This window comes from Marinobacterium lutimaris, assembly GCF_900108065.1.
Lineage (GTDB): Bacteria > Pseudomonadota > Gammaproteobacteria > Pseudomonadales > Balneatricaceae > Marinobacterium_D > Marinobacterium_D lutimaris.
The window spans coordinates 442,438-466,322 of the sequence record NZ_FNVQ01000005.1 but is presented as its reverse complement, the minus strand read 5'-3'; the positions used below and the strand labels follow the sequence as shown (position 1 = coordinate 466,322).

Annotated in this window: 21 protein-coding genes and 1 tRNA gene; 12 read left to right on the top strand and 10 right to left on the bottom strand. The window is 58.8% G+C overall.

What is annotated here, in order from left to right:
- Window positions 1–593: 593 nt before the first annotated feature.
- Together C4S72_RS21485 and pyrE are read right to left on the bottom strand one after the other, a co-directional pair.
- Window positions 594–669 (bottom strand) — tRNA-Phe (locus C4S72_RS21485).
- A gap of 47 nt (window positions 670–716) precedes the next feature.
- Entirely contained in the window at window positions 717–1,364 is a 648-nt protein-coding gene (gene pyrE / locus C4S72_RS21480) for an orotate phosphoribosyltransferase (protein WP_104005231.1), read from the bottom strand.
- 195 nt (window positions 1,365–1,559) lie between these two features.
- Between pyrE and C4S72_RS21475 the strand changes: the two genes are divergently transcribed.
- On the top strand, window positions 1,560–2,333 hold the full coding sequence (locus C4S72_RS21475; protein WP_104005230.1) for an exodeoxyribonuclease III: 774 nt from the start codon (window positions 1,560–1,562) through the stop codon (window positions 2,331–2,333).
- Between the two features lie 62 nt (window positions 2,334–2,395).
- On the opposite strand, the gene rph is transcribed toward C4S72_RS21475, so the two are convergent.
- The gene (rph, locus tag C4S72_RS21470) at window positions 2,396–3,166 is read right to left on the bottom strand and encodes a ribonuclease PH (RefSeq protein WP_104005229.1); all 771 of its coding nucleotides are present in this window, start codon (window positions 3,164–3,166) and stop codon (window positions 2,396–2,398) included.
- Between the two features lie 105 nt (window positions 3,167–3,271).
- Here rph and C4S72_RS21465 point away from each other — a divergent pair, with 105 nt between their 5' ends.
- From C4S72_RS21465 to C4S72_RS21450, 4 genes are read left to right on the top strand one after another with little or no spacing between them, the layout of a single operon-like run.
- Window positions 3,272–4,135 (top strand): YicC/YloC family endoribonuclease, encoded by an 864-nt coding sequence (locus C4S72_RS21465; RefSeq protein WP_104005228.1) that lies wholly within the window; start codon window positions 3,272–3,274, stop codon window positions 4,133–4,135.
- 14 nt (window positions 4,136–4,149) lie between these two features.
- Window positions 4,150–4,818 (top strand): response regulator, encoded by a 669-nt coding sequence (locus tag C4S72_RS21460; RefSeq protein WP_104005227.1) that lies wholly within the window; start codon window positions 4,150–4,152, stop codon window positions 4,816–4,818.
- Window positions 4,819–6,207 carry a sensor histidine kinase gene (locus C4S72_RS21455; RefSeq protein ID WP_235009231.1) on the top strand — a complete coding sequence of 463 codons (1,389 nt, stop codon included), beginning with the start codon at window positions 4,819–4,821 and terminating at the stop codon, window positions 6,205–6,207. It abuts the gene before it with no gap.
- Window positions 6,194–7,273 (top strand): ABC transporter substrate-binding protein, encoded by a 1,080-nt coding sequence (locus C4S72_RS21450; RefSeq protein ID WP_104005225.1) that lies wholly within the window; start codon window positions 6,194–6,196, stop codon window positions 7,271–7,273. Before C4S72_RS21455 ends, C4S72_RS21450 begins: the two co-directional genes overlap by 14 nt.
- A gap of 91 nt (window positions 7,274–7,364) precedes the next feature.
- On the opposite strand, the gene C4S72_RS21445 is transcribed toward C4S72_RS21450, so the two are convergent.
- From C4S72_RS21445 to C4S72_RS21420, 6 genes are all read right to left on the bottom strand, one after another.
- Window positions 7,365–8,867, bottom strand: a complete 1,503-nt coding sequence (locus C4S72_RS21445) for a tripartite tricarboxylate transporter permease (protein WP_104005224.1) — start codon at window positions 8,865–8,867, stop codon at window positions 7,365–7,367.
- Window positions 8,868–8,884: 17 nt separating this feature from the next.
- Window positions 8,885–9,334, bottom strand: coding sequence for a tripartite tricarboxylate transporter TctB family protein (locus C4S72_RS21440; protein WP_104005223.1), 450 nt, complete (start codon window positions 9,332–9,334; stop codon window positions 8,885–8,887).
- Entirely contained in the window at window positions 9,331–10,320 is a 990-nt protein-coding gene (locus tag C4S72_RS21435; RefSeq protein ID WP_235009230.1) for a Bug family tripartite tricarboxylate transporter substrate binding protein, read from the bottom strand. Before C4S72_RS21435 ends, C4S72_RS21440 begins: the two co-directional genes overlap by 4 nt.
- A 294-nt stretch (window positions 10,321–10,614) precedes the next feature.
- Window positions 10,615–12,054 carry an efflux transporter outer membrane subunit gene (locus C4S72_RS21430; protein WP_327332985.1) on the bottom strand — a complete coding sequence of 480 codons (1,440 nt, stop codon included), beginning with the start codon at window positions 12,052–12,054 and terminating at the stop codon, window positions 10,615–10,617.
- Window positions 12,051–15,173 carry an efflux RND transporter permease subunit gene (locus C4S72_RS21425; RefSeq protein ID WP_104005221.1) on the bottom strand — a complete coding sequence of 1,041 codons (3,123 nt, stop codon included), beginning with the start codon at window positions 15,171–15,173 and terminating at the stop codon, window positions 12,051–12,053. The genes C4S72_RS21430 and C4S72_RS21425 overlap by 4 nt, the downstream gene beginning before the upstream one ends.
- 14 nt (window positions 15,174–15,187) lie before the next feature.
- Entirely contained in the window at window positions 15,188–16,339 is a 1,152-nt protein-coding gene (locus tag C4S72_RS21420; RefSeq protein ID WP_104005220.1) for an efflux RND transporter periplasmic adaptor subunit, read from the bottom strand.
- Between the two features lie 156 nt (window positions 16,340–16,495).
- On the opposite strand from C4S72_RS21420, the gene C4S72_RS26080 reads away from it, so the two are divergent.
- The 4 genes from C4S72_RS26080 (at window position 16,496) to C4S72_RS21400 (ending at window position 19,566) form a co-directional block, all read left to right on the top strand.
- Entirely contained in the window at window positions 16,496–17,122 is a 627-nt protein-coding gene (locus C4S72_RS26080) for a TetR family transcriptional regulator (RefSeq protein ID WP_327332984.1), read from the top strand.
- A gap of 140 nt (window positions 17,123–17,262) precedes the next feature.
- Window positions 17,263–18,507, top strand: a complete 1,245-nt coding sequence (locus tag C4S72_RS21410; protein ID WP_235009229.1) for an EAL and HDOD domain-containing protein — start codon at window positions 17,263–17,265, stop codon at window positions 18,505–18,507.
- On the top strand, window positions 18,504–19,259 hold the full coding sequence (locus C4S72_RS21405) for a sulfite exporter TauE/SafE family protein (RefSeq protein ID WP_235009228.1): 756 nt from the start codon (window positions 18,504–18,506) through the stop codon (window positions 19,257–19,259). Before C4S72_RS21410 ends, C4S72_RS21405 begins: the two co-directional genes overlap by 4 nt.
- A 43-nt stretch (window positions 19,260–19,302) precedes the next feature.
- Complete coding sequence (locus tag C4S72_RS21400) at window positions 19,303–19,566, top strand: DUF1413 domain-containing protein (protein WP_104005218.1); 264 nt, start codon at window positions 19,303–19,305, stop codon at window positions 19,564–19,566.
- Window positions 19,567–19,640: 74 nt separating this feature from the next.
- On the opposite strand, the gene ilvD is transcribed toward C4S72_RS21400, so the two are convergent.
- A complete protein-coding gene (ilvD, locus tag C4S72_RS21395) occupies window positions 19,641–21,473 on the bottom strand; it encodes a dihydroxy-acid dehydratase (RefSeq protein WP_104005217.1) in 1,833 nt (610 codons plus the stop codon).
- Between the two features lie 180 nt (window positions 21,474–21,653).
- Between ilvD and ald the strand changes: the two genes are divergently transcribed.
- The 3 genes from ald (at window position 21,654) to C4S72_RS21380 (ending at window position 23,871) form a co-directional block, all read left to right on the top strand.
- Window positions 21,654–22,775, top strand: a complete 1,122-nt coding sequence (ald, locus tag C4S72_RS21390; RefSeq protein ID WP_104005216.1) for an alanine dehydrogenase — start codon at window positions 21,654–21,656, stop codon at window positions 22,773–22,775.
- A gap of 180 nt (window positions 22,776–22,955) precedes the next feature.
- Window positions 22,956–23,546 carry a hypothetical protein gene (locus tag C4S72_RS21385; protein ID WP_104005215.1) on the top strand — a complete coding sequence of 197 codons (591 nt, stop codon included), beginning with the start codon at window positions 22,956–22,958 and terminating at the stop codon, window positions 23,544–23,546.
- 70 nt (window positions 23,547–23,616) lie between these two features.
- On the top strand, window positions 23,617–23,871 hold the full coding sequence (locus C4S72_RS21380; protein WP_160115564.1) for a PepSY domain-containing protein: 255 nt from the start codon (window positions 23,617–23,619) through the stop codon (window positions 23,869–23,871).
- Window positions 23,872–23,885 lie beyond the last annotated feature (14 nt).

Sequence of the window (23,885 nt, the reverse complement as noted above, 5' to 3'; positions counted from 1 at the left end):
CCGCCCCTCCTACGCAAAGCTATCGTGCCACCGCACCGAAGTTGGAGGCACGCCCCCGTGCCGATAGAAGCCAGCATGGTGGATAATTCAAAGCCCGGCGGCCAAGCGCGACGACCTAATCGCCTACAAACTGCAAGCTCCTCATTCTGGAATACTCTGAAATGGATTAAGAAAGCGCTATCCCTATAGAGCCTCAGAGCTCCTTGCAGGTTCATAAGAACGCCAGCTCGCACTAAGTTAGACAACCAGGAAAAACTCCACAGATCGCTCGATATAAGCCGCTGCTGCGCATAACCGCACCAGCCAATACCCAGAGCCCAGCTATCAAACACCAGTTCCAAAATAGGAAAAACTCCTATACCAATCCGGCTGGTGATGAACGAATATAATCACATGAGGAGCGCAAGGATGCGTGTTTAATCAGCGGGAAGCTGGACCTCGACCCTCGCACGGATCGTGAAGGGTGCGGCAAGGAGGCTGCAAAGAAGGGCTCGTAACATGGATGTGTGCGGGCCCTTTGTCGTTTCTGGTGGTAATGACGGGCGACGGGCATAAAAAAAGCCCGCATTTGTTAATGCGAGCTTCTTAAATAGTGGTGCCCGGAGGCGGAATCGAACCACCGACACGGGGATTTTCAATCCCCTGCTCTACCGACTGAGCTATCCGGGCAATCGTTTGCTATTCAACCACTTAGCGGCTTGTCGGTCAAGTGCGAATCAGCTTTTAATACCAAACTCTTCGCGGTATTGGCGGATAGAGTTCAGCTCTTCGGCCATATCGCCTTTTTCTTCCAGAAACTCGATCAGGTCTTCCAGGGATACGATGCTGACAACTGGCATGTTGTAGTCACGTTCCACTTCCTGGATGGCGGAGAGTTCGCCCTGGCCCTTTTCCATGCGATTGAGTGCGATAGCCACGCCAGCAGGTTTGGCTTGCGCCTGCTCGATAATGCTCATCACCTCACGGATTGCTGTGCCGGCAGTGATGACGTCATCGATGATCATCACACGACCTTCAAGCGGTGCACCTACCAGAGTTCCACCTTCGCCGTGATCCTTGGCTTCCTTGCGGTTGAATACGTAAGGAACGTCGCGCTGGAAGCCTGTGGCCATGGCGACGGTGGTCGCAGCAGCCAGCGGGATACCCTTGTAGGCCGGACCCAGCATGACATCAAATTCGATACCTGAGTCGACGATCGCAGCGGCGTAGAACTGTCCCAGCTTGGCGAGGGCGCCGCCGGTATTGAACAGCCCTGCATTGAAGAAGTACGGGCTTTTACGGCCTGACTTCAGCGTAAATTCACCAAATTTAAGCACGCCCTGTTTAATGGCAAATTCGATAAAGTCGCGCTGGTAGTCCTGCATAGTTCTCTCCACTGGATCGTCTGACGGGTTAGGGGGCTAATCATACCGCGAATCCCGGCATAGGGCCTTAACGGTGCTAACTGATACTCTATTTTCACGCCCTTGAGCCGGTAAATATTTTAAATTTCCGCGCCTTACCGATACAATTGTTGTTTCGATTTTTCGAATTCCCGCTGGGGTGAGGCACAACTGACTATGCGCGTGATCACTTTCAATACTCAGGGTATTGAACAGGCTGCCGACAAAGGCTTTTTCGACTGGATGGTAGAGCAGGATGCCGATGTTATCTGTCTGCAAAACCTGAAGGCGCGCGAATATCAGCTCGATGGAGATCGCTATCACCCGGAGGGATACCATTCCTACTTCTTCGAAGCCTTTGAAGACGGCTTCAGCGGAGTCGCGATCTATACCCGTCACCTGCCCAAGGCGATCATGACCGGTCTTGGTTTCGAGCAGTGCGATACCCAGGGACGCTTCATCCAGGCAGACTTCGATAAGGTCAGCGTATCTTCTCTGACGATCCCGTCCGGCTTGAAAAGTGAAGAAGCTCAGGCGAGCAAGATGGAGTACCTTGAGCACTTCAAGAACCACCTGAAGAAGACCCTGCGCAAGCGTCGCGACTTTATCTTTACCGGCACCTTCAACATCGCGCACAAACCGATGGATCTGAGCAACTGGTACGTTAACCAGAAAGTTTCCGGCTTCCTTGAGGAAGAGCGTGCCTGGATGGACGAAGTCTATGGCGAGATGGGCTTTGTGGACGCTTTCCGTGAGGTTAACAAGGCTGAGCGTCAATACACCTGGTGGCCGGACTACAACCGCGCCTGGACGCTGAATGAGGGCGCGCGCTCTGACTACCAGGTGACTACCGCCAATCTGCGTAAGAGCATCAAGGCGGCCCGCATCGACCGGGATCACAGATTCTCTGAGCATTGCCCGCTGATTATCGATTACGCCATCGATATCTGAACCCAAGCAGCATGAAAAAAAGGAGCCGATGGCTCCTTTTTTACTATCTGATGCAGCGCCGCTTATTCCTGCAGCGCAGCACTTTGGATCTTGACCAGTTCACCGATGCCTTTGGCGGCGAGTGCGAGCATGGCGTTGAGTTCGTCCTGGGTGTACGGTTCACCCTCGGCGGTACCCTGAACTTCAACGAAACCACCGCTGGCGGTCATGATCACGTTCATGTCGGTGTGTGCTTTTGAGTCTTCCGCGTAATCCAGGTCGAGCACCGGGTGGCCTTCATAGATGCCCACAGAAACAGCGGCAAGCTGATGCTTGATCGGGTCACCCTTCATGGCACCGTTCTTGTCTTTCTTCAGTACATTGACCGCGTCCTGCAGGGCGACGAAGGCACCGGTGATGGAGGCCGTGCGGGTGCCACCGTCGGCCTGAAGTACATCACAGTCGATGGTGATGGTGTTCTCGCCCAGCTTTTTCAGGTCCATAGCGGCGCGCAGTGAACGGCCGATCAGGCGCTGGATCTCAACGGTGCGGCCGCCCTGTTTCCCGCGCGCTGCTTCACGGTCTGAGCGGGTATTGGTGGAGCGGGGTAGCATGCCGTACTCGGCTGTGACCCAGCCCGAGCCCGAGCCGCGCAGGAAGCGGGGTACGCCACGGTCCACGCTGGCGGTACAGAGCACCTTGGTATCGCCGAACTCCACCAGCACCGAGCCTTCCGCGTGTTTGGTGAAGTTGCGGGTGATGCGGACTTCGCGCATCTGGTCCAGTTCACGACCACTGGGGCGTACTTTTTTCAGGCCCAGGTTCTGCAGCTGTTCGGAAAGCGTGGAAGACATGTATATACCCTGTTTGGTGTGTTCCCCGGTCGATAGAGGCTTGATGCCGGGGCTGTTAATATGGCTCAAAAGCGAATCCCTAATTTTAATAGAGATCGACCGAATATGACACGTAGCATGACCGCCTTCGCCCGTCAGGAAGCGCATCGCGCTTGGGGCACGCTCACCTGGGAGATCCGTTCAGTTAATCACCGTTATCTGGAGCCGCATCTGAGGCTGCCGGAAACGTTGCGAGATCTGGAGGGCAAGGTGCGCGAAAAACTGCGCAACGGCCTCAGTCGCGGCAAGGTGGAGTGCACCCTGCGCTTTATTCCCGAGGCGGCGGCCCAGACCTGCAGCGTCGACGAAGAGCGTGCTCGCGACCTGATCGCTGCAGCGGCCCAGGTGCGCAGTCTTATGCCAGACTCCGCCCCTCTGGACACCTTCCAGGTGCTGGGCTGGCCCGGCGTTCTTCGCGAAACCGAAGTGGATATGGCAGAGGTGAAGACGGAGGCGTTGACGCTTTTTGATGCGGCGTTGCAGGATCTGGCGTCTGGACGTGAAAGAGAAGGGCAGGAGCTCACTCAGCTGGTCAACCAGCGCCTGGACAGCATCTCCGATATCGTCGCCGAAGTGCGCTCGCTGATGCCGAAGATCCTTGAGGCTCAGCGGGAGTCGATCCGCGCCAAAATTGCCGATGTCAGTGTTGAAATCGATCCTTCCCGCCTGGAGCAGGAGATCGTGATGATCGCTCAGCGCGCCGATGTGGATGAAGAGATGGATCGTCTCGACACCCATGTGCAGGAGGTACGGCGCGTACTTGGTCAGAAAGGCCCGATCGGCCGACGCCTGGACTTCCTGATGCAGGAGCTGAACCGCGAAGCCAACACCCTGTCATCGAAGTCTATCGTTGCAGCGACCACGCAGAGGGCAGTGGAGCTCAAAGTGCTGATCGAACAGATGCGTGAGCAGATCCAGAATATCGAATAAAGACCCGCAACCCTATGCATTTACTCCTGATAGAAGATGACGCGCTGCTGGCCGAGAGCATCGGTTCATCGCTGCGTCAGCAGGGACATGTGGTGGATCACTTTTCCCGCTGCAGTGATGCTGCCCACTCCCTGTCGTTGGTGAATTACGACCTGGTCCTGCTGGACCTGGGCTTACCTGACGGTGACGGCAGCCAGATCGTAAAACTGATGCGGCAGCGGCAGGATGCCACTCCGGTGCTGATGCTGACGGCAAGAGACAGCCTGGACGATCGCGTCCGCGGGCTGGACTTGGGCGCCGACGACTATCTTACCAAGCCTTTTTCACTGATCGAGCTGGAAGCGCGTGTGCGTGCCTTGCTCAGGCGCAGCCAGCAGCGCCTGCAGAATGTGCTTAGTCTCGGGCGTTTACGGGTGGATGTGGATTCAGCGATGGCATTCGTGGGCGAGGAGTACATCGAGCTTCCACGCAGAGAGCTGAATCTGCTCGAAGGGCTGTTGCTCAATGCCGGCAAGATCGTGCAGCGAGAGACGCTGGAACAGCGCCTGTTTGGCTTTGAAGCGGTGGGCGCCAATGCGCTCGATGTTTATATCAGCCGGCTGCGTAAGCGTTTGCAGGGTAGTGGCACCGAGATCCGCACCGTACGCGGGTTGGGCTACCGGCTTGAAGAGGCCGACGGCTAGGTGGCGCAGTCTCTCAAGCGCAGTCTCGCACTCTGGTGGTGTGTCATCATGTTTTGCCTGGGCGGTTTGCTGCTCATTGAAGCCTGGGCCAGCGCCAAGCGCTCGGCGGATCAGGCACTGGATGGCCAGTTGGAAGCCGCTAGCCTGGCCATTGCCGAAGCGATCCAGTGGCCGGATGGCAAGCCGATGCTGGAGATGCCGGCGTCGGCACTACAGATTCTTGCCACTCGCTGGCAGGAGCGCGTTTTCTATCAACTGATCGGGGCCCAGGGGGAGTCGATCACCTCCAACGTTCAACTGCCCATCACATCACGTATGCGTACCCAGATCAAAAAGGCTCCTGTGTTTGCCAATATAAAGCTTCAGGGTAGTTCGCTGAGGTTGCACGGTAGGGAAGTCAGCTCTGCTGGCTGGGAAACTCAGGAGCCCGTCGAGGTTTGGGTTGCACACACCACCGAAGGACGTGAAGCCCTGGCGCAAACGCTGGTCGGAGGCACGCTGACCCGGATTGCGATGACGATGCTGATCACCGGTCTGATACTGGTCTTTGTCATGCGGGCCTGGTTGATGCCGATCAGAAGGCTGCGGCAGGTGCTAAGAGGTCGCAAGCTGGATGACTACTCCGCACTGCATGTGGATGTACCCTCTGAGCTGCGTGAACTGACCGATACCCTGGATCATCTGCTGGAACGTCAGGATCAACACCGGGAGGCGTTGCTGCGTTTTATCGCCGATGCCTCGCATCAGCTTCGCACGCCGCTGGCGGGGCTGCAGAATACCAGCGAACTGGCACTTGGCAGCGCCGATCCAGAGCGCTGGCGGCAGGCCCTCGAGACGATTTGCCAGGCCTCCGGGCGTACCAGCCGTCTGGCCGCGCAGTTGCTGAATCTCGCCCGGCTCCGGCATCAGGTATCCCAGGCCGACCTGGAGAGTATCAACCTTTCCGCCCTGGTGAGAGAAAGTCTGATGGAGTGGGCGGACCGACAGCAGGCGAGGGGGCATGATCTTGGTGCCGAGCTTCCCGAAACCGATATCTGGCTCAAGGGGGAAGCCTGGTCGCTGCATGAGCTGATCGGCAACCTGATCGACAATGCGCTGCGCTACACCCCGGAGGGGACTTTTATTACTGCGGGAATAAGCCGTACAGCGGATGGAATCACGTTGTGGGTGGAAGACAACGGACCCTGTACAGAGACTGATCCGCAACGCTGGATAGCGCCGTTCGAGCGGGCTGGCCTTCAGGGGACCGAGGGCTCCGGGCTGGGGCTGGCGATCGTCGCATCCATCGCCGAGCGCCACGGCGCAGAATTGAGGCTGAGCACCTGCGAACCTCAGGGGCTCAGGGTGTGTGTGCAATTTCCGCAGGGAGGCGCTGATGATCAGGCGTGAACCTCTGGCAGGGCAACACAGTCATTGTCGCTCAGCCCTGGCTCGTTGTGTCCGGCGTGCTCTGCTTCCTCTGCTGCTGGCTGTGTTTGGGGGTGCTGCTCACTCCGAAACCCTCATTATTGAGGGCGCGTTGGATCGTGATGTATTTGAACCGGTACTGGCGCTTTTTCAGCGAAATAATCCAGATATAACGCTCGACTATCGGGATCGTTCAACGCTGATGGCCGATACCTTCGCCAGAACGGCCAAGTCTGCGCCCGACGTGGTGATCAGCTCTGCCATGCCCTGGCAGATGGCTTTGAGCAACGAGGGTTTCGCCCAGCGGGTCGACACCGAAGAAACCCGGCAGTGGCCTGCCTGGGCCAAGTGGCGGGAGGAGCTGTTCGGATTCACCTTTGAACCCATTGTCATGGCTTATCGCCTGGATCTTGCCGCGGCCATGAAGCCGCCCTCCACCCATCAGGATCTGCTGGACCTGTTGCTGAATCACCGGGAAGAGCTGCAGGGCAAGGTCGTCACTTACTCACCGCTTAACAGTGGTATCGGCGATATGCTGTCTCAGCAGGATGCCCGCTATACACCGAAGATGTGGGACCTGGTGGCGGCGATGGGGCAGGTTGGCGTGCACGAGTCCGCGCGCTCCAAGGAGATGCTGGAAGGGTTGAGTTCGGGTAAATACTGGCTTGCCTACAACATCCTTGGATCCTACGCGATGGTTTGGGCGCAGAACCATCCGGAAGTGGTGGTCCAGGTGCCAAATGACTATTCGCTTGTGATGATGCGTACCGCGTTTGTGCATCGCGAAGCCGAGCATCCGCAGGCGGCCTACCGGTTTGTGGGTTTTCTGCTGAGCCAGGAGGGGCAGAGCGTGATGGCGGGAGAGACGCCGCTGTTCAGTGTCCGGCCCGATGTGGTCGGGCCTTACACCGCTCAGCGCCTGCGTGACGAGGTGGGGGATCACCTCTATCCAATTCCCCTTAACGCCAGCCTGCTGGCGTTTGTCGATCCGCTACGGCGAGCCGCCTTCCTCAAACGCTGGCAGGAGACGATCACGCCAGAGCCCTGAGCGTTCAGCCGGATGTTTAGTGGGCAACCCACAAATAAAAACGGCCGGGAAGAGTCCCGACCGTTTGGGGTGCCTGGAGGCGGCTGCCGGCTTATTTAGCCGCGACAGCCTTGGACTTGAAGCGGCCCAGCAGCCAGGGGGCAACCATCACGATGATGGCGGCAATCCACAGGCCGATAGAGAGTGCGGATTCCCACAGGATGCCGCTTTCGCCACCGCTGATCGCCAGCGCACGGCGCAGGTTCTGTTCCATCAGTCCGCCAAGGACGAAGCCAAGAACGATCGGGGCCAGAGAGAAGCCAAACTTACGCAGCAGGTAACCGAAGACGCCGATGATCAGCATCAGATAGATGGCATGCAGGTCCGAGTGCAACTGGAACACACCGACAAACGCGAGTACGGCGATGCAGGGTACCAGTATCCACTTGGGTACGGTCAGCACGCGGGCAAAGACGCCAGCCAGCGGCAGGTTCAGAGCCAGCAGTACCAGGTTACCAAGGTACAGAGATGCGATCAGGCCGCCGACAATCACCGGCTGCTCGCTGAACATCATAGGTCCAGGCTGGATGTTATAGAGCATCAGCGCGCCAAGCAGGATCGCTGTGGTACCGGAACCTGGAATACCCAGGGTCAACATCGGTACGAAGGAGCCGGCAGCAGCAGCGTTGTTAGCTGCTTCAGGGGCTGCGAGACCGCGCATATCACCGGTACCGAAGGTGTCTTCTTTATCGACGATCCGCTTCTCGGTGGTATAGGCGACGGCACTGGCCACGGAAGCACCGGTACCCGGCAACACGCCAATAACGAAGCCGATCACGCCGGAGCGCAGCATGCTCCATTTGCAGCTCATCACCTCTTTCATGCTCACCATGACGCGGCCGATCGGCGCCATGCCTTTGTCTGAAGACTTATCGAAGCTGTGCTCCAGCATCAGCAGAATCTCGCTGATGGCGAACATACCGATAATCAGTACGACAAAGTCGATGCCGTCATAGAGTTCTGGCATATCGAAGGTAAAGCGCAGTACGCCGGTACCTGAGTCCACGCCCACGGTTGCGATAATAATACCGAGTATAGCGCCGATCAGTGTCTTCAGCGGGTCTTTGCCCATCATGGCGGACATGGAGGCAAAGGCGAAAATCATCAGTGCGAAGAATTCGGCGGGGCCGAATTTCACGGCGACCATGGCCAGCAGCGGGGCAAACAGGGTCAGGCCGATAATGGCCAGGGTTGAGCCCACGAAGGACGCAATCGCAGACATCCCCAACGCGGGTCCCGCCAGGCCTTTCTGTGCCAGCGGATAGCCGTCTAGGGTGGTCATAACCGCACCGGCGTCGCCGGGTACGTTCAATAGAATACTGGACATGCGGCCGCCGTATTCGGAGCCACAGTAGATGCCCGCCAGCAGAATCAGTGCGGATTCAGGGGGCAAACCCAGGGTGTAAGCCAGCGGCATCAGAATGGCGATGCCGTTGATGGGGCCGATGCCGGGAAGTGCGCCAAACAGGGTACCCAGCAGCGCACCGCCCATGACCAGGGCGATGTTGAGCGGGGAGACGGCGACGGCAAAGCCTTGGAAGAGAAAATCCCACATAGAGTGTTACTCCGAAATCAGGCCAGAGAGGTCAGCCAGGCACCCCAGGGCAGCGTAATGCCCAGAGCGAAGGTGAACAGCAGGTAAGAGCCGATCGACAGCAAAACGCCGGAGATCACCGCTTTAGCCGGACCCGAATTGAACAACCAGGCAAGTACAGCGACAGTAATCGCCGTGGTGATAAGGTAACCCGCCAGAGTAAAGAACCAGGCGTACAGGCCCAGCAATACCAGCACGCCGAGCAGGCGCAGCAGCAGCGCTCCACGGGGCCATTTACCGCCCTGACCGGGACGGAAAAACAGAATCACGGAAAGAAGCGCGAGTATGCCGGACAACAGCATCGGGAAGGCCTTGGGGCCCACCGGATCATAGCTGAAGGGCACATCGAGCTGGCTGGCCTGGACAGCGATAAACGCTGCCAGACCGAGCAGCAGAATACTCAGCACTCGGTCGGCAGCACCACTCATTTAACCAGTCCCACTTCCTTGGCCAGACCGCGGAATTCCTCGACCTGGTCTTTCACATAAGTATCAAAGTCGCTACCGAACTTGCTCATCGGGAACAGTCCGCGCGCTTCACGCATTTCGGCAAATTCAGGTTTGCCATCCAGTTCCTGCAGACGCTCAACCCAGGCCTGGTAATCAGCATCGCTGACTTCCGGTCCCATGTAGTAACCGCGCCAGATCGGCCACTGAACGTCATAGCCCTGTTCTTTGGCGGTCGGGATCTCGGCATAGGCGCCATCCATACGCTCGTCGGAAAGTGCCGCAAGAACGCGGATGGTGCCGCTGTCGAGCTGAGGCTTGAGTTCGGCCAGGTCGCCGGTGAAGACCTGAATGTGGCCGCCCAGCAGTGCTGCCAGAGACTCACCACCGCCTTCGAAAGAAACGTAGCGCAGGGAGCGCGGATCAACGCCGCCAGATTTAGCCATCAGTGCGGCTTTCATCCAGTCCTGGCTGCCAACAGTACCGCCGGCACCGATAACGACGCTGGTCGGGTTGCTCTGCAGCTCTTTCATCAGCTCATCCAGGTTCTGCCAGGGAGCGTCGGCGGCAACAACCACGGCACCGTAGTCAACGCCCAGGGCGCCAACCCAGCGAACGTTGCTGGCGTCGTACTGGCGACCGAACTTGCCAAGAGCCAGGTTCAGGGCTGCACCGGTGCTGGCTGCAACGATCAGATCGGGGTCGCCTTTGCGCACGCCGTTCACATGGTTGAAGGCTACTGCACCGATACCGCCGGGCATGTAGTTAACCAGCATCGGGGTTTCCAGCAGGCTGGCTTGTTCCAGGCCGTTGGAAGCGAGACGACAGGTCAGGTCATAGCCGCCGCCGGGTTTGGCCGGGGCCAGACACTCGGGCTTGCCGCCCTGGGCGTAGCTGACAGAAGCGGCACCGGCCAGGGCAACAGCCAGCAGCGGGCGACGCAGGGATGCGAAAGAGAAAGTGGACATGCGCATTTCCTTATTTTTGATTCTTCTGATCTTTAGAAAAGCATTGGGGTCGGATTAACCGATTCTGCGAGTCTAGGGAGACAACCTTTCATCAACCTGTCATCTGGTTCATCTATGTGATGAATTTATCTCACCTAATGTGCAGCACGGTGCTGCAGCGGTGATATTACGAGCGATCGGAGGGAGGCAGGCTGGGAGTCTGCGAGGCTAAAACAGGGTGGGGATAGAGCGGAGATGGGAGGGGAGGAAGCCGCTCCCAGCCTGAAGCTGAGGGCGGCCATGCTCGGTTGAGCGTTATTGCGCAGCTTCGGCTTCAGCCGGAGCCTCAGCCGTCTCGGTGTGTTCCTTCCAGCCGCCGCCCAGGGCGCGGTAAAGGTCGACACGGGACTGCAGCAGTGACAGACGGGCGGTGATGCTGGCCTGCTGGCTGGAGACCAGGTTCCGCTGGGCATCCAGGCGGGTCAGCATGCTGTCGACGCCGTTGCGATAACGCTGTTCGGCGATTTCGAAGTAGCGCTGGTAGGCTTCTTCGGCACGCTGCTGGCTTTCCAGTTGCTGGGCATAACCGTCACGCTCGGCGATGGCATCGGACACCTCGGTGAAGGCGGTCTGGATGCTCTGCTGGTACTGGGCCAGGGCGATATCGCGATCGATCTCGGAGGTATCCAGCTGGGCGCTCAGGCGTCCGGCATTGAAGATCGGCAGGCTGATGCTCGGGGCGAACAGCCAAGTGTCGCTGCCGTGATCGAACAGGTTATCCAGGTCGCTGCTCATGGTGCCCGCATTGGCCGTCAGGCTAATGCTGGGGAAGAACGCGGCCTTGGCGGCACCTATATTGGCGTTGGCGCCACGCAGCTGATATTCCGCTGCGAGGATATCCGGGCGGCGGTTGATCAGGTCAGAGGTCAGGCCCGCCTGGACTTCACCGATGGCCACAGCCTGCAGAGACTCGGTAGGAGTCCAGCCCTGCGGCAGCGGTGCGCCGACCAGCAGGGTCAGTGCATTGCGGTCCAGCTTGGTTAGGCGCTGGTACTGGGCCAGGCGGACTTCCGCATCCTCGTAGGAGGCGCGCGCCTGGGAAAGCTCCAGCTCGGAAGCGACGCCCAGGTTGTAGCGTTTCTCGACCAGATCCAGGTTATCGGCCTCGATATCGCGGGTCTCCATGGCCAGCTTCAGCTGGTCGTTATCCGCCACCAGGTTCAGGTAGGCGTTGGCGACGTTGGCGACCAGGGTCAGCTGAGTGCTGAGCTGGGTCTGCTGCTGGGCGAGGAACTCTTCCAGCGCCTGCTGCTTGAGGCTGCGCACGCGGCCAAACAGGTCCAGCTCGTAAGAGGTCAGCCCCACGGTGGCGCTGTACTGGCTGGAGATGCTTGATTCTCCGGCACCGGAGTAGGTGGTCGGAATACGCTGTCGCGTACCGCCGCCATCTGCCGAGATCGACGGGAACAGATCAGAGCGCTGAATACGGTACTGAGCCTGGTAACGCTCCACGTTCAGCAGCGCGATCTGCAGGTCCTGGTTGCTTTCCAGTGCCAGTGTCACCACCTGCTGCATGGCAGGGTCGGCAAACAGGTCACGCCAGCCGGTCTCGGCGGATGAGATCTGGTCCGACTGATCGGCGTTCTGCCACTCGTTAACGCTCTGCGCTTCGGGGCGCAGGTAATCCGGGGCCAGGGAGCAGCCGCCCAGCAGGGCGGCGGCCAGTATCAAAGGTAAGGGTTTCATCGTCATCATTCTGCGGTTTGCTCCTCGGCATGGTTTGCCCGCTTGGCACCCGTCAGCTTCATTACAAGAATGTAGAACAGCGGTACGAAGAATATGGCCAGGAAGGTGGCTGCGAGCATACCACCGATAACCCCGGTACCGATGGCGTGACGGCTCTGGGCACCAGCACCGGAGCTGATCGCCAGCGGTGTCACACCGAGGATAAACGCCAGTGAGGTCATCAGGATCGGGCGCAGACGCATGCGGGCGGCTTCCAGGGTTGCCTTGGTAAGGTCCATGCCCTGATCGTACATCGACTTGGCGAACTCGACGATCAATATCGCGTTCTTAGCCGACAGACCGATGGTCGTCAGCAGACCAACCTGGAAGTACACGTCGTTGTCCAGTCCGCGCAGCGTGGCTGCAACCAGCGCGCCGAGTACACCCAGGGGCACTACCAGCATGACCGCGAAGGGTACGGACCAGCTTTCATACAGCGCCGCCAGGCAGAGGAACACGATCAGGATCGACAGAGCGTAGAGCGCTGGCGCCTGGTTGCCGGCCTGACGTTCCTGGTAGGACATGCCGGTCCATTCGATACCGAGGCCCGCAGGCAGATTCGGCAGCATCTCTTCCATCGCCAGCATCGCATCACCGGTACTGTAACCCGGTGCAGCCTGGCCCTGGATATTCATGGACGGCACACCGTTATAACGCTCCAGGCGAGACGGTGCGTAATCCCAGGACGAGGAGGCGAACGCCGAGAACGGCACCATCTCACCCTGATCGTTGCGCACGTACCAGTCGTTCAGATCGTCCGGCAGCATGCGGTAAGGCGCATCAGCCTGTACGTAGACCTTCTTGATACGACCGCGGTCGACGAAGTCGTTGACGTAGTTGGAGGCCCAGGCGGTGCTCAGCGTGCTGTTTACATCAGCGATGCTCAGACCCAGTGCTTCCACCTTCTGGTAGTCGATATCGATATGGAAGGTTGGTACATCTTCCATGCCGTTCGGGCGTACCGCGGTCAGGCGCGGATCCTCGGCAGCCATACCCAGCATCTGGTTACGTGCCTGCAGCAGTGCGTCATGGCCCAGGTTGTTTCGGTCTACCAGCATCATGTCGAAACCGGATGCAGTACCCAGCTCAGGAATTGGCGGCAGGTTGATCGGGAAGATCTGCGCATCCTTGATCTGGCTGAAGGCACCGAAGGCGCGGCCAATGATCGCCTGAGCGGACTGGCTTGGGTCGGTACGCTCATCCCAGGGCTTCAGGTTGATGAAGGCAAGGCCCATGTTCTGACCCTGACCGGCGAAGCTGAAGCCGGATACGGTGAAATACTCCTGCGCATTTTCTTCCGTTTCCAGGTACGCCTCGATCTGCTTCATTACCTCGATGGTACGCTCCTGGGTGGCGCCTGAAGGCAGCTGCACCAGCGTCAGGAACAGACCCTGGTCCTCTTCCGGCAGGAAGGAACTGGGCAGCTTGGTGTACAGGTAACCCAGGCCCACCAGCATGGCGACGAACACCATCATTACGCGCTTCGGCGCATTGATCGTTTTACGTACACCCTGGCCGTATTTATCGTTGGAGCGGTTGAATAAACGGTTGAACGCGCCGAAGAATCCCTTCTGGCCATGGCCCTCTTTGGGTGGCTTGAGAATGGTGGCGCAGAGCGCTGGCGTCAGGATCAACGCGGTCAGTACAGACAGCGCCATGGCGGATACGATGGTCAGTGAGAACTGACGATAGATCGCGCCGGTGGAGCCGCTGAAGAAGGCCATCGGAATAAATACCGCCGACAGTACCAGGGCGATACCGATCAGTGCGCTGGTGATCTGATCCATCGATCGGCGAGTCGCTTCTTTCGGCGGAAGCCCTTCCTCCTCCATGACACGCTCGACGTTTTCCACCACAACGATGGCGTCATCCACCAGTAGACCGATCGCCAGTACCAGGCCGAACATGGTCAGGGTGTTGATGCTGTAACCGAAGGCAGCCATAACACCGAAGGTCCCGAGCAGTACCACCGGTACGGCGATGGTCGGGATCAATGTTGCCCGGAAGTTACCCAGGAACAGGTACATGACCAGGAAGACCAGCAGAATCGCTTCGAACAGGGTGTGAACCACCTCTTCGATGGAGATCTCTACGAATGGTGTGGTGTCGTACGGGTAGATAACCTCAATGCCCTCGGGCACGAAGGCTTTCAGCTCATCAACGGTGGCGCGTACCGCTTCTGCGGTATCCAGCGCGTTGGCGCCGGTGGCCAGCTGAATCGCGATACCGGTGGCCGGAAGCCCCTTGTAACGGCTGTCGACCGCGTAGCTTTCAGCGCCCAGTTCCACGCGGGCTACGTCGCCCAGCTTAACCTGGGAGCCATCCTGTTCCACCTTGAGCAGGATGTCCTTGAACTGGTTTACGTCTTCCAGACGGGTTTGGGCGATGATCGGTGCGTTGAGCTGCTGGTCGGAAACGGCAGGCAAGCCACCGAGCTGGCCGGCAGTGATCTGTGCGTTCTGCGCACTGATGGCTGCGGTTACATCCGGCGGGGTCAGGCCGAAAGAGGTCAGCTTGTCCGGGTTCAGCCATATACGCATTGCGTACTGGGCACCGAAGACTCGAATCTCACCGACGCCGGAAGTACGGGATAGCGGATCTTTCAGGGTGCTTTCGGCAAAGTCAGACAGGTCAGCCTTGCTGTAGGAACCATCGGGCGAGTAGAGCCCCACCACCATCAGGAAGGAAGTGCTGGATTTGGTGACAGAGACACCCTGTGCCTGCACTGCTTCCGGCAGCAGAGTTTCTGCCAGCGCCAGTTTGTTCTGCGTCTGTACCTGGGCAATATCCGGGTCGGTACCCGGTGCAAAGGTCAGTGAGATGGTGGCGCTGCCGGAGTTGCTGCTGTTGGAGGACATGTACAGCAGGTTATCCAGCCCGGTCATGTTCTGCTCAATGACCTGGGTAACGCTCTCTTCAAGGGTTTCGGCCGAGGCACCCGGGTAGCTCGCAGAGATACGAACTTCCGGCGGTGCTATCGTCGGGTATTGCTGAACCGGCAGCTCGATGATCGACAGGGCGCCCGCCAGCATAACGACGATGGCGATGACCCAGGCGAAGATCGGTCTGTTAATGAAAAATCTGGCCATGAATCAAAAGCTCCTTACTGACCTTCGCCATTCTGAGCTGCGGGTTTACCACGCTCCTGGGGAACCACGGATGCACCCGGCTGAATTTTCTGCAGCCCGGCGACAATGATGCTTTCACCCGCCTCAAGTCCGGATTTGACCAGCCAGTTGGAGCCGATGGCGGCTTCAACTTCGATTGGGCGAGACTCCACGACGTTGTCGGAGTTGACGACCATGGCGATTACAGAGCCGTTCGGCTGGCGAATCACGCCTTCCTGAGGTGCCAGCAGTGCGCTGTCGCGGTGGCTCAGCACAACGGTAGCGCGCACGAACATGCCCGGCAGCAGCAGGCCGTCGCTGTTTTCGAAGACCGCACGTACGTTGACCGTGCCGGTGCCTTCATCGACGCTGCGCTCGGAGAACTTCAGCGTGCCGACCTCTTCCAGAGTGGTACCGTCTTCCAGTGTCAGGTGTACGCTTCGGTCGTTACTGTCACGTTTCATTTTCAGCGCGGTGGTCGCTGGCTGGCGGATATCTACGTAGGCCGGCGAGTACTGGCGTATGGTGGCCAGCGCCTGGCTCTGGCCCACGGATACCAGCGCACCTTCGGTGATGTTGGAGCGGCTGATGATGCCGGAGATCGGCGCGGTGATCTCGGTGTAATCCAGGTTGATCTGAGCGCTTTTTACAGCAGCCTGGGCTGACTGGATCTGTGCCTGTGCCTGTTTCCAGGCTGCGGCGGCGTCATCGGCTTCCTGACGGCTGACGGCAGAGCTCTGTACCAGCTGACCATAACGCTCTGCCAGCAGTTTGCTGCTCTGGGCGTTGGCCTGAGCCACTGCCAGCTGTGCCTTGGCGCTGGCCAGTTCCGCTTCATAGACGGCTGGGTCGATCTGGTACAGCAGGTCGCCGGCTTGAACTTCACTACCTTCTTCAAAGGTGCGCTTGAGGATAATACCTTCTACCTGAGGACGGATCTCGGCGGTGCGGAAGGCGGAAACCCTGGCCGCATAGGTGTCTTTAATATCTACCGGCTGTTCGTTCAGGGTGACCACGTCAACCTGAGCGGGAGGCTGCTCGGCGCCTGCCTGTTGTTCGCTGGAATCCTGGCAGCCGGCGAGGGCGATCAGCAGGCTGCTGACGACAACCAGAGGCCAGCGACGAGATGAATTGAAAGTTCTTTCCATGATGTCCTCGTTAGAAAAAGCCGGTAGTTCGCGATCTGAGAAAAGGGGGGATCAGCAACATATACTGACATGGATCACTTAAGATTAGGATTTTACATACATCCACGTTTGTATGTAAACTGTTGGCACAGTAAAAAAACGTTAAGTGATCAAAAAGTGCGAAGAACAAAAGAAGAGGCGGAAGCCACGCGCCTTCACATAATGCTCAAGGCCCTAGAGCTTTTCTCCGATCAGGGGATTTCAAACACCAGTCTCACCGAAGTAGCGAAAGCCGCGGGCGTGACACGGGGTGCCATCTATTGGCATTTCAAGAACAAGTGGGATCTGTTTAATGCGATCTGGGAGCGCTATTCCGCGCCGGTCAATGTGCTGGGGATGGCGACCGAATCGGAAGATGAAAGCGACCCCCTGGGTAAACTGGTCGACCTGCTGAAGCTGGTACTTGTCAGTGTGGAGCGTGATGAAGAGTTCCGCCGCATGATCATCATCTGCATCCAGGAAACCACCATGAAGACCCCGCGGGAGATCCCCGAGCCGATGGAGGCGTTCCAGGAAACCCTGCATCAACGTCGAGTGCGCTCCCTGGAAAACGCCAAGGCGAAGGGGCAGTTGCCCGCCGAACTGGACACCGATGCCGGCTCCATGATGATGAAAGTGATGCTCGAAGGAATGATCATGAGCTGGTTGCAGCGCCCGGACTGTTTTTCCCTGAGCGAACGGGCTGATCAGCTGGTTTACTCGGTGATTGTCGTGCTCAAGCATGGACTGCGTGCTCAGCCCTGATTTTGCGGGCTGAACTATGAAGATCATGCTATTAGCTGTTCACATAGATTCGTATTCGGCATGGAAGACAAGCCCGTAAGCTTGGGTATACTAGGGGTCTTCCTCAAATCCTATTGCCAGTGATACTAAGGGGTGAATCAGTGGGCACGAGCAAGGAGATCGAGGGTGCGGAAAAACTGTCCGTGCTGATGGCGCGACAGCCGATCTACACCAAAAGCCAGGATGTTGCCGCCTTCGAGCTGCTTTTCCGCGATCCGGATGGCAATTTCATCGAAGGTCTGAAAGACAAGGACGCGACCCTGGGGGTTTTGCTGGGTACCTACTCGAGTATCAGCCAGGGGGGCCAGGTACAGAATCTGCCCTGTTTTCTGAAGGTGACCGACAGTTTCCTGCTCGACAATGATATGCCCGAGCTGCCCCGCCACGCTTTCGTGATCGAGATCCTGGGCCACTCCAAGTTCACGCCGGCCTTTATTGAACGCATCAAAAGCCTCGCCAACGATGGCTATCGCCTGGCGCTGGCCGACTATGATCCCCGCGATCCCCGCTTTGGCGCCGTGCTCAATATCGTCCATGTGCTGAAACTGGATATCCAGAAGCTGGGGCTGAAGAATGTTCAGACCCTGGCGCAGAAACTGAAGCCCTTCCAGCTCGAACTGCTGGCCGACAAGGTGGAAACCCAGGAAGAGTTCCGTATCTGCCTGGAGATGGGCTTCGAGAAATACATGGGTTACTTCCTCAGCAAGCCTGAGCCGGTGCGCGGCAAGAAACTGTCCGGCAACAAGGTGCTGCTGATTCAGCTGCTGACCGAGCTTCAGCGCCCCAGCGCCACGGCGGAGTCGGTGGAAGAGATCGCTCTGAACGATCCGGCGCTGACCTATCGTATCCTGCGCGTTGTGAACTCGGCTGCGTTCAACCTGCGCAAAGAAATTACCTCACTCTCTCACGCCATCGCGCTGCTGGGCATGGAGCAGATCCGCCGCTGGGTGATGCTGTTTCTCGCTAATAACGATGAAGACAAGCCGGATGATCTGACCCGCAACATGCTGCAGCGTGGCCGTATGTGCGAGCTGCTGGCCGAGATGGCCGGGCGCGAAGAGCCGATCAACCACTTTATCGTAGGCCTGCTGTCCCAGCTTGATGTGATGCTCGATATCGACATGAAGGAGCTGATGGACCAGGTGCCGTTGCGCCAGGATATCAAGGATGCGCTGATCAGCCGTGAGGGCAGCTACGGCGAGATCCTGCAGGAAGTTGAGCACTACGAGCGTGGCGAGTTCGAGCATCTGCGCAAGCTGTTGGACCGCCAGTTCTATGAGGTCGCTTACCGTCACAGCATGAGCTGGGCGACCCAGGTGATGCAGGCGATGCAGGAGTCCGCGTGAGCGGATTGTTACCACCGGATCTTGCCCTTGCCGAAGCGCTGCTGCTGATCGTTACCGCTGGTTTCACCTCAATGTTGACCGCCGCCATGGGTATTGGCGGCGGCCTGCTTCTACTCGCAGTGATGGGGCAGATGGTACCCCTTACCGCGCTGATCCCCGTGCATGGGCTGGTGCAGTTAGGCTCCAACGCCAACCGCGCGCTGATGATGCGCAAACATATCGACTGGCGTATGGCTGGGCTGTTTACAGCGGGCGCGATTCCGGGCGCCATTCTGGCGTCGATGGTGGTGGTTCAACTGCCGCTGGTGACGATCCAGCTCTGTATCGGTCTGTTTATCCTCTGGCTGGTCTGGGGCCCCAAGCTCAGCAAACATGAGCTTTCCAAAGCCAGTTTTATGCTGATGGGTGCCCTGACCACGGTGCTCACCGTCTTCGTCGGCGCTACCGGTCCGATGGTGGGGGCTTTTATCCACCGCAACAGTTTTGACCGTTTCCGCACCGTGGGCACCTTTGCCACCTGTCTCTCGGTGCAGCATATGCTCAAGGCCGCGGTATTCAGCTTTATCGGCTTCAGCTTTATCGATTGGCTGGGGCTGTCACTGCTGATGATCGCCAGTGGCGCACTGGGCACCTGGATCGGTTTGAACCTGCTGAAGAAAATCCCGCCCGAGCGCTTCAGTCTTATCTTCAAGACGCTGGTGACGCTGCTGGCGCTGCGCCTGATCTGGCTGGCGGTAACGGAGCTGATGTAGGTCTCACCTTGCGGTCGATGCGGATCTTTTATGCGGAGGTTTTATGGATGAGTCCTTGCGCAAAAAACTGCAAAACCGGCTGCACGTCCGTGATGCCGGAGAATTTCATTTCCCCGAAATTTATGGTCCCGGCTGGGAGCAGCTGTGGATCGGTGACCGGGTAAAACTGGGTCACGCCTTTCTCAACGCGGTACGCAAGGGCGAGTTTCCCGGCGTTACCGATACCGGCGTTAAACGCGGCGGTGGTCGCTGTTACCGTTGGTCAGGTCTGAATGATGAGCGGAATGCAAGGCAGGACGAAGGATGATTCAAGCGAATTGAAGAAACAAAAAAGAGCGGCCGAAGCCGCTCTTTTTTTGTGCCTGATATTCAGCTGGCTGATCAGTCGAGCTGTTCCAGGTCGCGCACCGCGCCGGTATCGGCGGAGGTGACCAGCTTGGCGTAGGCCTTGAGTGCTGCGGAAACCTTACGCGGACGCTCTGCAGCCGGTTTCCAGCCCTTGGCATCCTGCTCGGCACGGCGCTTGGCCAGCTCCTCATCGGACACCAGCACGTCGATGGTGCGGTTCGGGATGTCGATGCGGATACGGTCGCCATTCTGTACCAGGCCGATAGCGCCGCCGGCAGCCGCTTCCGGAGAGGCGTGGCCGATGGACAGGCCGGAGGTACCGCCGGAGAAGCGGCCATCGGTCAGCAGCGCACAGGCTTTGCCCAGGCCCTTGGACTTGATGTAGGAGGTCGGGTACAGCATCTCCTGCATACCCGGGCCGCCTTTCGGGCCTTCGTAGCGGACGATGACCACATCACCAGCCTTGACCTTGTCGCCAAGGATGTTGGCAACGGCTTCGTCCTGGGACTCGGTCACGTGAGCCGGGCCTTCGAACACCAGGATCGACTCGTCGACACCGGCGGACTTAACCACGCAGCCATTCAGCGCGATGTTGCCGTACAGCACGGCTAGACCACCTTCCAGGGAGAAGGCATTTTCCAGGGAGCGGATGCAGCCGTTCTCGCGGTCGCCATCCAGGGTCGGCCAGCGGGTCGCCTGGCTGAACGCCTGCTGGGTCGGGATGCCGGCAGGACCTGCCTTGTAGAACTCGACCACTTCCGGCGTCGGGTTGCGCATGATATCCCACTCGTTCAGTGCATCGCCGAGGGTGGCGGAGTGAACGGTCGGAACATCGGTGTGCAGCTTGCCGGCACGGTCCAGCTCACCGAGGATCGCCATGATGCCACCGGCGCGGTGTACATCTTCGATATGGTATTTCTGGGTGTTTGGCGCGACCTTGCACAGCTGCGGAACCACGCGGGAGAGGCGATCGATATCCTTCATGGTGAAGTCGATCTCCGCTTCCTGGGCGATCGCCAGCAGGTGCAGGATGGTGTTGGTGGAACCGCCCATGGCGATATCCAGCGTCATCGCGTTTTCAAACGCCTCGATACCGACGGCACGCGGCAGAATGCGCTCGTCGCCACCTTCGTAGTATTTCTTCGCCAGCTCGACGATGGTTCTACCGGCACGCTGGAACAGCTGTTCGCGGTCAGCGTGGGTGGCCAGCATGGTGCCGTTACCCGGCAGGGACAGGCCCAGGGCTTCGGTCAGGCAGTTCATGGAGTTGGCGGTGAACATGCCGGAGCAGGAACCGCAGGTCGGACAGGCGGAGCGCTCAACCGCTTCGACTTCTTCGTCGGAAGCGTTCGGGTCGGCCGCCAGCACCATGGCGTCTACCAGGTCCAGCTTGTGATCGGCCAGCTTGGTCTTGCCGGCTTCCATCGGACCGCCGGAGACAAAGATAACCGGGATGTTCAGGCGCATGGCGGCCATCAGCATCCCCGGGGTGATCTTGTCGCAGTTGGAGATGCAGACCAGGGCATCGGCGCAGTGCGCGTTAACCATGTACTCGACAGAGTCGGCGATGATGTCGCGGCTCGGCAGCGAGTAGAGCATGCCGTCGTGACCCATGGCGATACCGTCATCCACCGCGATGGTGTTGAACTCCTTGGCAACACCGCCGGCAGCTTCGATCTGGCGAGCGACCAACTGGCCCATGTCCTTGAGGTGGACGTGGCCCGGTACAAACTGGGTGAAGGAGTTGGCAACGGCGATGATCGGCTTGTGGAAGTCTTCATCTTTCATGCCGGTTGCGCGCCACAGGGCACGGGCGCCTGCCATGTTGCGACCCGCTGTGGACGTCTTGGAACGGTACTCTGGCATCTGCGGAACCCTCGATAACTGGGTAGAGTTTTTTGAGGCGCAAATTATAGCAGAAACTGACTTTCTTCTCATCAGGTAGGAGGGAAGGGAATCGGCAAAGGTGAAAATCGAAAATGACCGTCTACACTGCCGTTGTCGAGAGAATTTACCCAGTAAGCCTGAAAAAGGCGGGAGGTCTATATGCGTATTGGCGTTCCCAAAGAGATAAAGGTTCATGAATATCGGGTGGGCCTGACGCCGATGGGGGTACGTGAACTGGTCGCACAGGGGCATGAAGTGCGGGTCGAGAGGGACGCGGGCAGCGCCATCGGCTACAGCGATCAGCACTATATCGATGCCGGGGCGGCCATTGTTGAGGACGCGGAAGCCGTTTTCCGTGAAGCGCAGATGGTGGTCAAGGTTAAGGAACCGCAGCTGCATGAGTGTGCCTGGCTCAGTGAAGGTCAGGTTCTGTTTACCTACCTGCATCTGGCGGCAGACAGGCCGCAGACCGATGCATTGTTGGCCAGTGGCTGCACCGCCATCGCTTACGAGACCGTAGAAGACCTGCATGGAGGCCTGCCTCTGCTGGCGCCAATGAGCGAGGTGGCCGGGCGCATGTCGGTACAGGCCGGTGCCCACTGCCTGGAGCGTGAGCAGGGCGGACGCGGCGTGCTCCTGTCGGGCGTACCCGGTGTGTCGCCCGGCAAGGTACTGGTGATCGGTGGTGGCGTCGTTGGTGGCCAGGCGGCGCGCATTGCGCACGGCATGGGCGCGGAGGTCTGGGTTGTGGATAAGTCTCTGCCACGGCTGCGTGAGCTCGATGAGCAGTTTAACGGACAGGTAAAAACGCTCTATTCCAGTGGCGAGAATATCCGCCAGAAGCTGGCGGAGTCCGATCTGGTGATCGGTGCCGTGCTGGTGCCCGGCGCCAAGGCGCCGAAGCTGGTTACCCGTGAGATGCTGGCGCTGATGCCGCCGGGTGCGGTGCTGGTGGATGTGGCGATAGATCAGGGCGGTTGCTTTGAGACCAGTCATCCGACGACCCATGCGGAGCCGACTTTTATGGTCGACGGGATTGTCCACTATTGCGTGGCCAATATGCCGGGTGCGGTTGCTCGTACCGCCACCCAGTCACTGACCAATGCCACGTTACCTTACGTGGAAGCGCTGGCGAATAAAGGCTGGCAGGCGGCACTGGCATCGGTGCCGGGCTTCGCGCCGGGGCTAAATGTTCATGCCGGCCGGCTCTATTGCGAGGGGGTTGCCGCCGCCTTTGACCTGCCGCTCGAGGAGATTGAGGAGTTACTGCAAAAAAACTGAAACCCCGTTGCGGGTTCATGCGCGATTCATCTGCCCGGCGTGAAAATGGCTGCTATGAAGAGGGCGTTCACCTGGGCAGGGAACCCCTCCCGTGGGGAAGGTCCCATTAGACTGGCAAAGCCCTGTTGATCGGGATATCCCACCATTACTGACCAGAGGGGAGATCCCCGGGAGGTAAGCATGAACCTGAAGAGTTTTTCATTATCGCTGGGGTTGGCGCTGTCAGTCGCGCTGACCGGGCAGGCCCTGGCCGGTCCCTATGATCCCTACCAGGGATTTAACGGCCGGCCCCACTACGACAAACACGGGCGTTTTAATTCGCACGATGAATACCCGCGACTGTATGAGCGCTACGACCGCAAGGACCGCAAGCGCCATCGTGGCCAGGTACTTGATGTCAAACCGATCTGGGGGCATGGCCGCCACTCTGATCGTTACTATGAGGACTGCCGCGATCACCGGGTTGATACCGGTGATAGGGACCGGGCGCGTATCGCGGGAGCCCTGGCGGGTGCCGCTGTGGGTGGTTTGATCGGTCGCGAGCATGACAACAGCGCGCTGGGCGCGGTTGCGGGAGCTCTGGCCGGCGTTGCCGGTGGCGATATCCTGGTTCGTCAGGGCTCCAGTCACAGGGGGCGGGAGTGTATCGAACCCCGTAAACTGAAGTATCATCAGAAACCGGTTGCCTACCTTGTGCGCTATCGTTATCGCGACCGGATCTATACCACAAGAACCCGAGAACATCCGGGACGTTATATAAGGATCAATTAAGGTTATGCGAAGGGAAGTTGAACCTGGTTCGCGACTGAGGCGGTCGGCAAAAGCAGCAGGAAAGGTGCTGATGCTGGCTTTCTCCCTGATGTTAGTCGTGCCCTTGCAAGCCGGAGCAGCCCAGGCTGCTTCGGTGCTGGCGCAGAACAGCGTTGATCTGAAACGTGCCGTAGAGATCGCCCGTCAAGCATTCGGCGGCGAGGTGGTCAAGGCTGAAGAGGTAACACGGTCGGGGCAGCGCCTGTTTCAGATCCGCCTGGTGAATAACGGCCGGGTGCGCGATGTGCTGGTGGATGCGACCTCCGGCGAGATCCTTAACCCCTGAAGGAGGCTGTCGTC